Origin of the sequence: Amycolatopsis sp. NPDC051061, assembly GCF_040682935.1 — a bacterium.
GTDB lineage: Bacteria > Actinomycetota > Actinomycetes > Mycobacteriales > Pseudonocardiaceae > Amycolatopsis.
This window is the reverse complement of sequence record NZ_JBFBBZ010000015.1, coordinates 201,711-216,577: the sequence shown is the minus strand read 5'-3', so window position 1 is coordinate 216,577 and position 14,867 is coordinate 201,711. Positions and strand designations below refer to the sequence as shown.

The 14,867-nt window shown below is 71.8% G+C and carries 13 protein-coding genes; 8 read left to right on the top strand and 5 right to left on the bottom strand.

Annotated features, from left to right (window positions below):
- Positions 1-108 precede the first annotated feature (108 nt).
- From AB0N03_RS22330 to AB0N03_RS22315, 4 genes are read right to left on the bottom strand one after another with little or no spacing between them, the layout of a single operon-like run.
- Positions 109-897, bottom strand: a complete 789-nt coding sequence (locus AB0N03_RS22330; protein WP_364374782.1) for a MaoC family dehydratase N-terminal domain-containing protein — start codon at positions 895-897, stop codon at positions 109-111.
- A 1-nt stretch (position 898) separates the two neighbouring features.
- Positions 899-1,744, bottom strand: a complete 846-nt coding sequence (locus tag AB0N03_RS22325) for a hypothetical protein (protein WP_364374779.1) — start codon at positions 1,742-1,744, stop codon at positions 899-901.
- Positions 1,744-2,976, bottom strand: coding sequence for a DUF6596 domain-containing protein (locus tag AB0N03_RS22320; RefSeq protein WP_364374776.1), 1,233 nt, complete (start codon positions 2,974-2,976; stop codon positions 1,744-1,746). The genes AB0N03_RS22325 and AB0N03_RS22320 overlap by 1 nt, the downstream gene beginning before the upstream one ends.
- Positions 2,969-3,340 carry a YciI family protein gene (locus tag AB0N03_RS22315; protein WP_364374773.1) on the bottom strand — a complete coding sequence of 124 codons (372 nt, stop codon included), beginning with the start codon at positions 3,338-3,340 and terminating at the stop codon, positions 2,969-2,971. The genes AB0N03_RS22320 and AB0N03_RS22315 overlap by 8 nt, the downstream gene beginning before the upstream one ends.
- A gap of 223 nt (positions 3,341-3,563) precedes the next feature.
- Between AB0N03_RS22315 and AB0N03_RS22310 the strand changes: the two genes are divergently transcribed.
- The 8 genes from AB0N03_RS22310 (at position 3,564) to AB0N03_RS22275 (ending at position 13,955) form a co-directional block, all read left to right on the top strand.
- On the top strand, positions 3,564-4,745 hold the full coding sequence (locus tag AB0N03_RS22310; RefSeq protein WP_364374770.1) for a carbohydrate-binding protein: 1,182 nt from the start codon (positions 3,564-3,566) through the stop codon (positions 4,743-4,745).
- 314 nt (positions 4,746-5,059) lie between these two features.
- Positions 5,060-6,220 carry an extracellular solute-binding protein gene (locus tag AB0N03_RS22305; RefSeq protein WP_364374767.1) on the top strand — a complete coding sequence of 387 codons (1,161 nt, stop codon included), beginning with the start codon at positions 5,060-5,062 and terminating at the stop codon, positions 6,218-6,220.
- A 72-nt stretch (positions 6,221-6,292) separates the two neighbouring features.
- The gene (locus tag AB0N03_RS22300) at positions 6,293-7,234 is read left to right on the top strand and encodes a sugar ABC transporter permease (protein ID WP_364374764.1); all 942 of its coding nucleotides are present in this window, start codon (positions 6,293-6,295) and stop codon (positions 7,232-7,234) included.
- Positions 7,231-8,049: a carbohydrate ABC transporter permease gene (locus AB0N03_RS22295; protein ID WP_364374761.1), complete on the top strand. Its 819-nt coding sequence runs from the start codon at positions 7,231-7,233 to the stop codon at positions 8,047-8,049. The genes AB0N03_RS22300 and AB0N03_RS22295 overlap by 4 nt, the downstream gene beginning before the upstream one ends.
- Entirely contained in the window at positions 8,049-9,572 is a 1,524-nt protein-coding gene (locus tag AB0N03_RS22290) for a beta-N-acetylhexosaminidase (RefSeq protein ID WP_364374758.1), read from the top strand. Before AB0N03_RS22295 ends, AB0N03_RS22290 begins: the two co-directional genes overlap by 1 nt.
- Before the next feature lie 95 nt (positions 9,573-9,667).
- Positions 9,668-10,366, top strand: coding sequence for a GntR family transcriptional regulator (locus AB0N03_RS22285; RefSeq protein ID WP_364374755.1), 699 nt, complete (start codon positions 9,668-9,670; stop codon positions 10,364-10,366).
- A 2-nt stretch (positions 10,367-10,368) separates the two neighbouring features.
- Positions 10,369-11,289, top strand: a complete 921-nt coding sequence (locus tag AB0N03_RS22280; protein WP_364374752.1) for an aminoglycoside phosphotransferase family protein — start codon at positions 10,369-10,371, stop codon at positions 11,287-11,289.
- A 272-nt stretch (positions 11,290-11,561) separates the two neighbouring features.
- Positions 11,562-13,955: a hypothetical protein gene (locus AB0N03_RS22275; protein WP_364374749.1), complete on the top strand. Its 2,394-nt coding sequence runs from the start codon at positions 11,562-11,564 to the stop codon at positions 13,953-13,955.
- Between the two features lie 129 nt (positions 13,956-14,084).
- Here AB0N03_RS22275 and AB0N03_RS22270 read toward each other — a convergent pair whose 3' ends face one another.
- Positions 14,085-14,858: an MHYT domain-containing protein gene (locus AB0N03_RS22270; protein WP_364374746.1), complete on the bottom strand. Its 774-nt coding sequence runs from the start codon at positions 14,856-14,858 to the stop codon at positions 14,085-14,087.
- Positions 14,859-14,867 lie beyond the last annotated feature (9 nt).

The window sequence follows — 14,867 nt, the reverse complement described above, 5'->3', positions numbered from 1 at the left end:
CGCGCCTGCCTGAAAGTCGTCATCGACGTGACCGTCACCGACGCCGCGACAAGCCCCTTGACACGACCCACACCGCCCTAACTACCCGGCCTTGCATGAACGACTCGTTCATGCCATCCGGCGCAGGGTCCCGGTCGCCGTCTGCCGGCCGTGGCGATCGCGGACCGAAGTCGTCGTCTGCTCCCCCGGGGCGGCGGACGCGATCAGCCCCTGGTGGTCGAACAACGGCGCCACGAGCCGGTATTCGAACTCCAGCGCGCCTTCCACGCCGCGAGCCCGCGCGGCTTCCGCCATCGCGACCGCCTGCAGCGGGCCGTGCGTGAGCAGCCCCGGGTAGCCCTCCACCTCACGGCTGTAGTCGCGGTCGTAGTGGATGCGGTGAGCGTTGTACGTCAACGCGGAGAAGCGGAACAGCAGCGTCGGGGTCACCTCGATGGACCATTCCCCCGGCGCCGGGGGAACCTCGGGGCCGTCGTCCGGGCGGGCGTCGAGAGCGGAACCCGCGCGGTAGACGATGTCCTGCTCCTCGTCGACCACGAGCCGGCCCGCCTGGGTGATCCGGTGCGCCACCGTGACGAACGTGAGCGGCCCCGACCGGCCCTCCTTCTCCCGCATGGCCAGGACCTCCGACGTCCGGGTGGCGGGCTCGTCCATGCGCAGCGCACCGGGCGTGCGGACGCGGCCGCCGGCCCACATGCGCCGCCGTCCCGGGCCCGGCGGCGCCAGGACGGTGCCACGGACCGGGTGGCCATCCGGACCCAGGTCGGCTTGGGCCGGGCGGTCGAGCAGGTAGAGCCAGTGCCACAGCAGCGGCAGGACGCCGTCCGGCTCCGGGACGTCGAGCAGGGACGCCAGCGCCTGCGCGGGCCCGGGCAGGATCGGCTCGGTGACGGCCACGTCAGACCGCCTTCAGCGCGGCGCGGCCGGTGTCGAAGCTGCGCAGCGCGGCGCCGACCGCTGCCGCCACCGTGACCTCGAAGACCTCGTCCTCGGTGTGGCCCGCCGCGAGCAGGCGCCGGACGTCGTCGTCGGTGACGCGGTGGGACGCGTCGCGCACCAGCGCGGCGTAGTCCCGCCACGGCTCCGCCAGGCCGTCACCGGTCGCGGCCGCCCGCCGCAGCTCGGGGCTCGTCCGCGCGGGCTGCTCGAAGACGCTCTCGCGAAGGTCGTCGGGGCTGTCGGCGAGTAGGAAACCCGGGAACCGGTAGCCCGCACGGTGCAACGCTTTCGTGCCCACCTTCAGCTGCCCGTCGAGCAGCTCGAAGCCGAACGCATTGGCGAGCCGGTTGACGATGTTCCACACCAGGTTGACGTTCAGCGCCTCCGCCACCGCGTGCGAAGGCACGTCACGCAGCGGCGCGGCGTCGAGATCGGCGTCGCGGGAGACGTCTTCGAGGAACTGTTGCATCGCAAGCAGTTCCGGCCGGGCGTCCGCCGGGCGGTCGGGGTCGATCTCGCCGTGGCCGGCGATCCGCGTCAGCTCGGCGTGCGTGACGACGCAGAACGGGCACTCGTGCACCCGCGCCGTGCTCATCGCGAGGTACTCGCGCTCGCCGGCGGTCCAGTAGGACTCGCCGCGCATCGCGGGCGCGGTCAGCTCCAGCAGCGACCGGGTCAGGAAGCCCGGCCGGTACAGCAGCAGCTTGACGATGTCCGGGCTCGTGACGCCGGAGAGTTTCCCGGTGACGGCCATGAAGAGCCGGGCGCGGCGCCGGTGGCCGTCGTCCAAAACGGACAGTCGCATCAGGACTCCAGTTCTCGCAGGCGGGCGGTGAGGAAGCGGTGGTCGGCCGGGGCCTCGGCGAGGTCGCGCGCCCGCCGGTAGGCGACGACGGCCTCGCCGGTGCGGCCGAGGCGGCGCAGCAGGTCCGCGCGGGCGGCGTGCCAGAGGTGGTAGCGGTCGAGCCCGTCGATCGCCTCGACCAGGGCGAGCCCGGCCGTGGGACCGTCGGCCATCGCGACGGCCACGGCGTGGTTGAGCGCGACCACGGGCGACGGCGCGAGCGTCCGCAGCTGCGCGTAGAGGGCGGCGATCCGCGCCCAGCCGGTGTCCGCGGCGACGCGGGCCTGCGCGTGCTGCGCCGCGATCGCCGCCTGCAGCTGGTACTGCCCGACCGTCCCGCGGCGCAGTGCCCGGCCGAGCACCCCGAGCGCTTCCGCGATCTCCGCCCGGTCCCAGCGGGTGCGATCCTGGTCTTCGAGGAGGACGACGTCGCCGTCGGCGGTGTAGCGGGCGGCCGAGCGCGAGTCCTGCAGCAGGAGCAGCGCGACCAGGCCGAGCGCTTCCGGCTCGTCCGGCATCAGCGCCGCCAGCAGTTTCGCCAGCCGGATCGCCTCGCGCCGCGGCCCGGCCGGCTCGTCGCGGCCGGACGGCGAGGTGTAGCCGCGGGTGAAGACGAGGTAGATCACCGCGAGGACGCCGGAGAGGCGATCGGGCAGCAGGTGGTCGGGCGGGACGCTCAGCGAGATGCCCGCGTCGCGGATCTTCCGCTTCGCGCGCACCAGCCGCTGCGCCAACGCGGGCTCGGCGACCAGGAACAGCCGGGCGATCTGCGCGGCGGTCAGGCCGGCCACCGCCTGCAGCGTCAGCGCGACCCGGGCGTCTTCGGCCAGCGCCGGGTGGCAGCAGGTGAAGAGCAGGCTCAGCCGGTCGTCGCCGACCTCGGCGAGCCGGTCGTCCGGCAGGCTCAAAGTGCGCACCCCGCTCTCTCCCGCCGCGAGCCGGGCGAGCTTGGCCTGCCCGACGCGGGCGCGGCGGATCCGGTCGACGGCGCTGTTGCGCGCCGCGGTCAGCAGCCAGGCCGCGGGATCGTCCGGGACACCCGCGTCCCACGTCCGCAGCGCCCGGGCGACCGCGTCCTGCAGGGCGTCCTCGGCCAGCTCGAAGTCGCCGAGCACCCGGACGAGCGCGGCGAGCAGCCGGGCGCGGTCCTCGCGGTAGACGCGCTCGACGACGCCGGCCGCGCGATCACCCACGGGCGGCCCGGTGGTCCAGGCCGGGCACCCCGGCGACCGGGCGGACCTCGATCGAGCCCTGGGCGGCCATCGGGCACAGCGCGGCCAGCTCGAGGGCCTCGTCGAGGTCTCGGCAGTCGACCACGTACACCCCGCCGAGGTGCTCGTGGGTCTCGGCGAAGGGCCCGTCGGTGATGAGCGTCCGGCCCTCCTGCACGGTCACCGTGGTGGCCGTGTGCTCGCCCTGCAGCGGGTGCCCCGAGACGAACACGCCGCGTCGCCGGCATTCGTCGGCGAAGGCGTTGACGGCGGTCAGTGCCTCCTCGAACCCGGGGTCGCCCGGCTCGGGCCGCTCGCAGTTGTAGATCAACAGCATGTAGCGCACGTGCGCTCCTTCGTCCGGCGTCGTCGAAGAGGATGACGAACGGGACGACGGTAACTCGACAGGCTCGGCCGGACTCGGCGAAATCGACCCCGGAAATTACCAAAGGTAAGTTCTGTGGCGGTCTTGACATTACCAATGGTCAGGAGGAAAGTCCTCGCCACCTGATTCGTCTAGACCAATCAGGAAGCTCTCCCGGCGGACGGCCATCCTCAGGAGGAGACCCATGTCCCGCAGAATCCGGACCACCACAGCAGTATTGACGAGCGCCGCGACCGTGGCGGCGACGGCCCTGATCCTTTCCGGTGGGGCCGCCGCCAGTCCGTCGGCCGCGGCGGCCGCCGACTGCGGCGTGCTGTTCGACGACTTCCACTACGCCTCACCGACCGACACCGCGTTCAACGGCGCCGGCTGGACCACCCGCAACGACGTCGGCAGCCCCGGCGTGGCCGGCGCGCGCTGGCTCACCAGCAACGTCAGCTTCCCGACGGTCAACGGCGAACGCGTCGCCCAGCTCGCCGCGAGCACCGACGGCACCTCCGCCGGCACCACGCACTCCGAGATGTACCAAAACCAGCTGCGGTTCTTCGACGGCACCTACGCAAGCCGGGTCCGCTTCACCGACACGCCGGACAGCGGCACCGACGGCGACCACGTCAACGAAACGTACTTCACGATCTCGCCGCTGCGGTACGACCGCGACCCGCTCTACAGCGAGCTGGACTTCTCGGAGTACCTGCCCAACGGCGGCTGGGGCGGCTCCACCGCCGACTACCAGACCAGCTGGTACACCTACTGGAACAACCCGACCTGGGACGGCCTGCGCACGTCCACCGCGCAGAACCGCAGCTTCGCCGGCTGGCACGACATCGTCACGCAGGTGTCAGGCGGGCACGTGAAGTACTACCTCGACGGCGTGCTCACCGCGGACCACACGACCGACGCCCAGGGCAACCCGGTCTACCCGCGGACGCCGATGTCGATCAACTACAACATGTGGTTCATCGACACGGCCGGGCACACGAGCGGCAACAGCGTCTACACCGAACAGGTCGACTGGACGTACTACGCGGGCAACCAGGTGGTGTCGCCTTCGGACGCCGTCGCCCGCGCGGGTTCGTACCGGACGGGCGGAACGTCCCATGTGGACACCGTGAACGGGTGCACGACGCCGACGAACCCGCCGCCGGCCACGACCACCAAGCCGACCACGCCCACGACCCCGACGACGCCCACCACGCCGTCGCAGCCGGCGAACTGCTCGACGGCGGCGGAGTGGGACTGGGGCACGGTGTACCTCGGCGGCCAGCGGGTGAAGCACAACGCCCACCTCTGGCAGGCGAACTGGTGGACCCAGGGTTCCGAGCCCGGGCTCACCGCGCAGTGGGCCGACCTCGGCCACTGCTGACGCCGACACCGACCTGACCGCGGCCCGGGTTCCAGGGACCAGCCCGGGCCGCGGTCACCCTCACCGAGCGCCCCAATGTGGCCTTCGGTGCGTTCAACGCACCGAAGGGCCCCTTGGGTGCGCTCAACGCAACCAAGGCCACATTGGGGCGCTCTCTCCCCACTACTTCCGCCGCCCTCTTCCAGGAGTTTCCTGTGCGCAGACGCACCTTCGCCGCCGTACTGGCCGTCGCCGCCGTGACCGCCAGTACCGCCTGCGGTACCGATACCCCCGCCCCCGTCGCTCAGGGCGGCGGGCAGCTTACCGTCTGGCTCATGAACGGCGACCTGTCCGACAAGGCCACCGCGGCCGTCAACGCCGCGTTCGAGAAGGCCACCGGCGCGAAGGTCACCGTGCAGATCCAGGAGTGGGACAACATCAATACCAAGATCAGCACCGCGCTGGCCCAGGACAACACTCCCGACGTCATCGAGATCGGCAACACGAACGTCCCGCTCTTCGCCGCCAACGGCGCGCTCACCGACCTCACCTCCCACCGCGGCGAACTGGCCGGGAAGAACACCTGGCTGCCCGGCCTCGCCGGACCGGCCACTGTGGATGGAAACCTCTACGGCGCGCCGCTGTTCGCGGGCAACCGCGCGGTGATCTACGACAAGCAGGTCTGGGCCGACGCCGGCATCACCGCGCCACCGAAGACGTTCGCGGAGCTCACCCAGGACCTCGACAAGATCAAGGCCAAGCACCCGGCCGCGGACTACTCCGCCTTCCACTTCCCCGGCAAGTACTGGTACGGCGCGCTCCAGTTCGTCTGGGACGCGGGCGGCCGGCTCGCCACGCAGAAGGACGGCAAGTGGGCCGGCGCCCTCGAAAGCCCCGAAGCGCAGAAGGGCTTGCAGACCTGGAAGGACTTCCAGAACACCTACTCCTCCGCCGCGTCCCGCAACGTCGACACCAAGGCGCCCGACCAGGCCGCCATCTTCTCCGCCGGCGGCGCCGGCGCGATCCTCGACACGAGCATCAACACCGTCGTCAAGAACAAGCCGGAGCTGAAGGACCGCCTGGGCACCTTCCCGTTCCCCAGCGCCACGGCCGGGAAGACGCAGCCGGTGTTCCTCGGCGGGTCGGACCTCGTCGTCGCGGCCAAGAGCCGCAACCAGGACCTCGCCCTCGCCTACCTCAAGGCCGCGACGAGCCCCGAGGTGCAGCGCGACGCGATCGTCGGCATCGACGGCTGGACGCCGATCTCGACCGAGCTGATCGACGAGATCACGCCCACCCTGCCGCCGGTCAACGCCGCCTTCGCCACCGCGGCCAAGACCAGCGTCGCGACCCCGGCCGCCCCGGGCTGGGCGACCATCGAGAGTGACAAGTCGATCAACACCTTCTTCGCCGACATCGCCACCGGCCGCCGCCCGATCGCCGACGCCGCCAAGGACTTCGACGCTCACCTGACCGAGGCGCTGGGCACCCGCTGACCGGCGGGGCGGCCCGGCCGACTGCCGTCCCCAACCGGGCCGCCCCGCCCCTTTTTCCGCGAAGGAGTCCTCGTGTTGCTGGAAAAAGCGCCGCCCGATGCCCCGCCGAGACCGGCCACACCGCGCCGGCGACGGTCCCTGCTGCCCTACGGCCTGCTGCTGCCCGCGACCGTCCTGCTCGGGCTCGTCCTGGGCTACCCGCTGGTGCGGCTGGTCGTCATCTCGACGCAGCGGTACGGCCTGCGGTCCCTGTTCACCGGCACGACGACCTTCGCGGGCTGGGACAACTACGCCGCGGTCCTCGGCGACGACCAGCTCCTCCCGGTCCTCGCGCGCAGCGTCGGGTTCTGCACCGCGCTCGTCCTCGGCACCCTGGTCATCGGCTTCGGCGTCGCGCTGCTGCTCCAACGCTTGGGCCGCGGCATGCGCACGGCGGTCACGCTCTGCCTGATCGCGGCGTGGGCGCTGCCGAACGTGGCGTCCACTTTGGTCTGGCAGTGGCTCTTCCAGCCCGGCTACGGCGTGGTCAACTGGCTGCTCACCCAGGTGGGCTTCGGCGACCTCACCCAGCACGACTGGACGACGTCCCCGGCGTCGGCGTTCACGCTCGTCTGGCTGCTGGTCGTGTGGCAGTCGGTGCCGTTCGTCGCGCTCACGCTCTACGCGGGCCTGTCACAGATCCCCCGCTCCTACTACGAAGCCGCCGCGCTCGACGGCGCCGGGCCGTGGCGGGTGCACCGCACCATCACGTTCCCGTTCCTGCAGCCGATCCTCGGCCTGGTCACCATCCTCTCGGTGATCTGGGACTTCACCGTCTTCAACCAGATCTGGATCCTCACCCAGGGCGGCCCGAACGACGGGACGACGACGCTCGGCATCTGGACGTTCACGAGGACGTTCAGCGGCAACGACTTCGGACAGGGCGCCGCGATCGCCGTCGTCTCGGTCGCGCTGCTCGTCGGCATGACGGCCGTCTACGTGCGCCGGCTCGTCCGCTCCGGGGAAGACCTGTGATGCGCCGGATCGGCCGAAATGTCGCAGCCGCCCTCTTCTGTCTCGTGTGGATCTTCCCGGTCTACTGGATGGTGCTCACGGCGTTCAAGCCCGCGGGCAAGATCCTCCAGCCCACGCCCCAGTTCCTGCCGGTCGACATCACGCTGGACAACTTCGCCGACGCGCTCGCCAAGCCGGGGTTCGCCCACGACCTCGCCAACAGCGTCGTGGTCGTCGTCGCGGTCGTCGCTCTGTCCATTGTGGTCGCCTTCCTCGCCGCGACCGCGTTGACGCGCTTCCGGTTCTTCGGGCGCCGCAGCTTCCTCATCGGCGTGCTGGTGCTGCAGATGGTGCCCGTGCCCGCCCTGGTCATCCCGCTGTTCCTCGGCCTGAAGAGCGCGCACCTGCTCGACACGCTGTTCGGGCTGATCCTGACGTACGTGGCGCTCGTGCTGCCGTTCACGATCTGGACGTTGCGCGGCTTCCTGCACGGCATCCCGGTCGAACTCGAGGAGGCGGCGATGGTCGACGGCGCGACGCGCGCACGGGTCATGCGCTCGGTCCTGCTGCCGCTGGTGCTGCCCGGCCTGATCGCGACCAGCGTGTTCGCGTTCATCACCGCGTGGAACGACTTCCTGTTCGCCTACGTGATCATGAAGGACAGCTCCGGCTACACGCTGCCGGTGTGGCTGGTGTCGTTCAGCACGAGCACCGGCACCGACTACGGCGGCCTGATCGCCGCGTCGACGCTGTTCGCGCTGCCCGTCGTCATCTTCTTCGCGCTCGTGCAGCGCCACCTGGTCGAAGGCATGACCGCGGGCGCGGTGAAAGGCTGATGGTCATCCCCCACCCCGCGCGGCTGACGCGCCGCGCCGGTACCTTCGCGCCCGCCGGCGGGTTGCGCGTACTCGCGGGCCGCGGTGCCGAGCGCGCCGCGCGCCTCCTCGCCGGCTACTTGCCCCGGCCGACGATCCACCACGGCCCGGCCATCCGCCTCGACCTCGTCCCGGAGGCGAACCACGGGCTGGAGGGGTACGAACTCGACATCACGCCGGCGGACGCGCTCCTCACCGCGTCGACCGAAGCGGGACTGCGCAACGGTGTGCAGACCCTCCGGCAGCTGGTCCCGCTGCACGGACCACCGCGGCTGCCGTGCCTGCACATCCGCGACGCGCCCCGGCTGCCCTGGCGCGGCGTGCTGCTCGACGTCGCCCGGCACTTCATGCCGCTGGAGTTCCTCCGCGAGTTCGTCGACCTCTTGGCGCTGCACAAGTACAACGTCCTGCACCTGCACCTCACCGACGACCAGGGCTGGCGCATCGAGATCGACGGCCGGCCGCGGCTGACCGAGATCGGCGCGTGGCGCACCCAGTCGATGGTCGGGGCGGCCGGCAGCGGTGTCTACGACGGCGTCCCCCACGGCGGGTGCTACACCCAGCGCGAGCTGCGCGACCTCGTCGGCTTCGCGGCCGACCGCGGCGTGCGGATCGTGCCGGAGATCGACCTGCCCGGGCACGTGCGCGCGGCGCTGGCCGCCTACCCCGAGCTGGGCAACCGTCCGGAAGTGACGCTGCCCGTGTGGACGGCGTGGGGCATCAGCCCGGACATCCTCGGCGTCCACGACGGCGCGTTCGCCTTCTGCCGGGAGGTGCTCACGCAGGTCGCGGACGTCTTCCCTTCGCGGCACCTGCACATCGGCGGCGACGAGTGCCCGACCACGCAGTGGGCGTCGAACCCGGTCGCGCGGGAAAAGGCGGCGGGCCTCGGGTTGCGGGACACCGCCGAGCTCCACCCGTGGTTCCTGGCCGAGCTGCACGGCTTTTTGGCGGACCTCGGCCGGCAAGCCGTGTGCTGGGACGAGACCGGCCACGCCGCGGGCCGGCTGCCGCCGGAGCTGGTCGTCACGGCCTGGCGCGACGCCGCGCACGGCGCCGCCTCCGTGGCCCGCGGCCACCAGGTGATCATGGCGCCGCACACGTCGACGTACTTCGACTACCGGCAGAGCGAGGAGCCCGGCGAGCCGCCGCGTCAGGACGTCACGACGCTGCAGGACGTCTACCGCTTCGACCCGCTGGCAGGCGGGCTGCCGGTCAGCGACGGGACCCGCCCCGGCGTGCTGGGTACGCAGGCTCAGCTGTGGACCGAGCACGCGCCGACCCCCGACCACGTGCGTCACCTGGCGTTCCCCCGGCTGTGCGCGCTGGCCGAGCGCGCGTGGTCGCCGCCGGACCGCCGTTATGCTGATTTCCAGGAGCGCCTGGCCGGTCACCTCGAACGGCTGCGCGCCCTGGACGCCCTGCCCAAGGAGCGCGTCCGGTTCGCCGGCGCGGTCCCCGTATCCGGGAAGACGGTGCCTTGACCGCTGAGCCATCCGGGGCTTCGCCCCAGGCCGGGGGCTCCGCCACCCGTGGCCCCCGAAAAGAAGATGGCGAGCCGGCGGACCGCCCGCCCACCGTGAAGCGCGACCGCGTCCGGCGGCACCTGCTGAAGGTGATCGAGCACGCCGGCCCCGGCACCGGGCTGGCGTCCGAACGCGATCTGGCCGCGGAGCTGGGCGTGTCCCGGCCGACCGTCCGGGCGGCCATCGACGAGCTGACCCGCACCGGGCTGCTGGTGCGCCAGCGCGGGCGCGGGACGTTCACGAGCCCGCAGAAGGTGACCCAGGAACTGGCGACGGGGCTCGCCGTGCCGCCCGCGGAAGGGCACTGGACGAGCCGGGTGGTGGCGTTCGGGATCTCCCCCGCGACGCGGTCCCTGGCGGGCGACCTGGAGCGCGAGCCGGGGGCGCCGGTCCTGCGCGTGACGCGGGTCCGGCACGTCGACGACGAGCCGATCGCGATCGAGCAGCTCGCGCTGCCCGCTTCCGTGGTGCCGGGTCTGTCTCCCGCGGACCTGGAGTCGGGCAACTTCTACCGGCTGCTGCGGGAGCGGTTCGGGATCGCGGTGCAGGACGCGGTGCAGACGATCGAGCCCGCGGTGACGAACCCGGAGCAGGCCGAGCTGCTCGAGATCGCGGTGTACGCGCCGATCCTGCACATCGAGCGCCTGACCCGCGACACGACGGGGCAAGTCGTCGAACTGACCCGCTCGGTGTACCGCGGCGACCGCTACCGCATCACGTCCAAACTCCGCTTCGACGCCGAATCGGGCTGACCGTGAGCAGCACACCCGATCTCGGTCCGTTGCCCCGCCGCGTCACCGTCGACGCGGACCAGGTGCGCAGGCTGGTCCGCGACCAGTTCCCGCACTGGGCCGATCTCCCGGTCCGGCCCGTGGCGCAGAGCGGCTGGGACAACTTCACCTTCCACCTCGGCGACGCGATGGTGGCGCGGGTGCCCAGCGCGGCCGAATACGCCTTGGCCGTCGAGAAGGAACAACAGTGGCTTCCGGTGCTCGCTCCCCGGCTGCCGCTGCCCATCCCGGTCCCGCTGGCGCAGGGGCGTCCCGGCGCGGGCTATCCCTTTTCGTGGTCGGTCTACGCGTGGCTCGCCGGTTCGCCGGCCCGCGGGGACCGGATCGCCGACCCCGTCCGCTTCGCGCTCGACCTGGCCGGGTTCCTGGCCGCCTTGCGGAGCATCGACACCGACGGCGGTCCCCAGCCGGGAAAGCACAACTGGTTCCGGGGCGCCACGCTGCGCACCTACGACGCGCAGGTTCAGCGCGCGCTCACGGCCCTGGACGGCCTCCTCGACGTCGACCCGGCCCGCGAGATCTGGGCGGCGGCCCTGGACGCGCGCTGGGACGGCGTGGACGTCTGGTTCCACGGCGACCTCGCCGCGGGGAACCTCCTGCTCGGCAAGGGCGAACTGACGGCGGTCATCGACTTCGGGACCTGCGGGGTCGGCGACCCCGCGTGCGACCTGGCCGTCGCCTGGACGCTGCTGACCGCCGACGGCCGGCGGGCGTTGCGCGAGCACCTGTCCGCCGACGAGCCGAGCTGGGCGCGCGGGCGCGGCTGGGCGCTGTGGAAAACGCTCGTGACCTGCGCCCGGGCCGTGGGCCGCACCGACGAGGAAGCCACGGACGCCCGTCGCGTCCTCGACGAGATCCGCGCTGAATACGTATCCGGAAAATAATTCTTCGCGGAAACCGGAAACGGGAATTCTTAGCGTCCACTCGTCACCCGAACGAGTGACGCCGGGACGGCATCCGGGTGGCCACCGACCGAAGACCCCTCGCCTGATCAGGTCCAGACCCTTTCACGCCGGCGGCAAACTGCGCTGTTGGCTTCGCCTTTCTGGCGCCCGGGTGAGAGCGCTTCAACGCACTCCCGGTGCGGCATAGGATTTTCCTTCGGCCAGAAAACCATTTCTGGAACCAACCGTTGCGAAAGAATCGAGGACCATTCATGCGAAGACGCATGCTGGGAGCAGTGCTGCCCCTGGCGCTCGTCGCGGCCACCGCCGTCGCGCTGCCCACGACCGCCGGCGCGGCCACCGTCTCGGGGCTCACGAAGTCCGTGCAGGGCACCGGTTCCCCCGCCGGCCACGGGGCCACCGCGAACTGGGTCATCGGCTACGACGACCAGGCCACCGGGTCCGGCGCCGCCACCATCACCGACGCCGTCGGCGCGGGCCAGGCGTTCCAGTCCGGCTCGCTGCACGCCCCGCCCGGGTGGACGCCGTCGTGGTCGACCGGCGGCAGCACCTTCACCGGCACCGAACCCGCGTCCGGCGTCACCGCCGTGCGCGCGACCAACCCGGACGCCGGACCCGACGCGACGTCGTTGTCCGCCGCGCTCACCCCGCCCGTGCAGGCGGTGACGACCGCGACCGGCGGCGACGGCTTCACGCCGATCCTCTACCGCACCCCGGGCGGCGTGCTGCAGGCCTGGAACATCTACCACCACCTCGGCGCGGCGTCGCCGAAGGTCGTGTGCACCGACCTCGCCACCGGGCAGCGCTGCCCGGGCGGCTCGTGGCCGAAGGTGCTCAACACCGCGCCCGGACCGCTCGGCACCCTGGGGGCCGGGGACATCGCCAGCACGATGGTGCAGCAGTACGTGCGCGACCCCGCGGCGCCCGCGAAGGTCTACTACCCCGCCGTCACGGCCGCGTCAGTCGGCGTCGGCTGCCTCGACATGGCCGCGTCGGCCAACTGCGGGTACTGGCCGCTGTCCCCCACCGGCGGGTCGCCGTCGGTGAACAGCGTCACGGGATTCGTGGAGACCGGCGGCAACCTGTACGGCGTCGTCAGCAGCGGCGCGGTGGTCTGCTGGAATGTCGCCACGAAGAGCGCGTGCGCCGGCCAGCCGTACGCACCGATCGTGCCGGCCGCGAGCAACCAGCCGTACGTCTACGGCGCGCTGACCCCGGTGGCGGGCAAGGTGTTCGCGTCGCAGTCGAACTCGGGTACCGCGCAGCAGCCGGCGCTGGGCTGCTTCGACCCGGCGACGGCCACGCCGTGCACCGGCTGGGCGTCTTCGCGGCCGACCGGCCCGGGGGGCAACTTCACCTACAACGCGTACACGGCCTTCAGCACAGCCGGCGTCGCGGTGGGCGCGTGCTCGTCGACGACCGGCGGCACGAACGTCACGACGTGCTACGCGCTCGACGGGTCGGCATTGCCGGCGCCCCCGGGTGCCGCGGCGCTGACGGGCGGGATCTACGTTTTCGACCCCGAGGTCGTCACCGATCCGAACGGCCACGTGCGCAGCTACCTCCCCTTCTGGAACGGCGGCTACGTGGGCGCGACGCTGTGCCACGACTGGACGACGGGGGCGGCGTGCGCGGGCCTGCCCGGCGTGATCACGCACCCGTCGGCGAACAGCGGGGTCACGCGGGACTACGGGTACACCTACGATCCGCCGTCGGGCTGCCTCATCGGCCTCGGTGACGCGGGCGTGCTGTTCTCGATGGACCCGGCGACGGGGGCCACCCCGTGCGTCCGCTCGGGCGGCCAGGTGACGTTGCGGCCGGGCGACTTCTACTGTGACGGCGGCTCGCACGTCCAGGGGTACACGGCGGCGCGGCTGACGGGCGTCGACCCGGCGAACGTCGACTTCGCGGCGTCCCGGGTGACGGTGGTGGACCAGGGCGGCGCGACGGTGCCGACCCCGGGCTTCGCCCCGGACGGCTCGGTCGACCTGACCGGCGTCTCCGTGGCGGCGCACCCGTCGATCACGGTGACGACGACATTGGTGCTGCACAACGGAACCGGCTTCAGCGGCCGGCTGGTGGTCGACTACGCGGGCGACGCGCCGCAGCTGTGCTTCCGCACGACGATCGCGACGGACTGCGCCGTGTCGAGTGTGGCTAACACGGCGACCGGAACGGACTCGACGGGTTCGTTCACGTCCAACACGGTGACGCTGCCGGTCGCCCCGGGCGCGTCGTGCACGCCGAAGGTCAAGGTGGAGAAGGAGATCTGCACGTCGTCGACGGCTTCGAAGTGCGGCCCGGGCGGCGCGGGCCCCTGGGCGAAGCAGGCGGGGGTGGGTCTCCTGGGCCTGCTGAACGCGACGGCGTACTGGCGGATCACGGTGACGAACGAGGGTCCGGTCGGGATCACGTCGGCGCACGTGGTGGACAGCGTGGAGACGTCCTGCCAGACGGGTCCGTTCACGCTGGCGGCGGGGACGTCGAAGCAGGTGTACTGCTCGACGTACGCGCTGCTGAACCTGTTCCCGATCACGAACCAGGCGAAGGTGAGTTACGTGCCGGCGAACGTTCCCCCGGGGACGCCGCCGTCGTACACGGGATGGTCGTCGGCGAAGGCCTGTTCGCTGCTGTGCATCCTTTAGGAGGTTGAGGTGAGCGGCCCGCGGGGAGCTTCCCCGCGGGCCGTTCCCGTCGAGCGACCGAGACGAGTGTCGCGAATGAGTCATTCGGGACGCTGGAGGCCGGGAATGAGTCATTCGCGACGCCGCAGGTCACACCGTGACGACTTCGTCCGCCGAAGCCGAAGCTCCCGCGGCCGCCTCGGGCGTGATCGCCGGCGCCACCAACACCGCGCACAGCGGTACCGCCATCGCGATCGCCGCCACCACGAACACCGGGAACAGGAACGAGAACACCTCCACGCCCGCCGGGTCCGCGGCGTTCATGTCCATGTTCATCCGGACCGCCGCCATGCCCGTGTAGTGCATGCCCGTCACCGCCGCGCCCATCACGAAGCCGGCCAGCAGCCGCAGGGACAGGCGGTCGAGGAACACCGCGAACCACAGCGCCGCCGTCGCCGCCACCACCGCGATCACCACCGACAGCGCGACCAGGCCGCCGTCGTAGGTGAAGTCGCCCTTCACCTGCAGGGCCGACATTCCCGTGTAGTGCATGACGTTCACCGCCAGGCCGGTGATGACGCCGCCGAGCGCGAGGCGCCACCAGCCGAACTTCGCGCGGCCACCCACCACCACGAGGCCGGCGAACACCGCCGACACCGACAGGATCGCCGAGAGCACCGTGCGGAAGACGTCGTAGCGGACCGGCATCCCCGGCGTGCTGAACCCGAGCATCGCGACGAAGTGCATCAGCCAGATGCCGACGCCGCCGATCGAGATCGCCGCCAGCACCAGCCACCGCATGCGGTGCCGGGGGCTCGCCGCGTGGCGGGCCTGGACCGCGCAGGCCAGTCCGAGCGCGCAGCCGACCACCGACGTCAGGTACGCGAGCACGAGCAACCAGTGCCCGAGCGCGAAGTGCTCCATCGCAAAGTC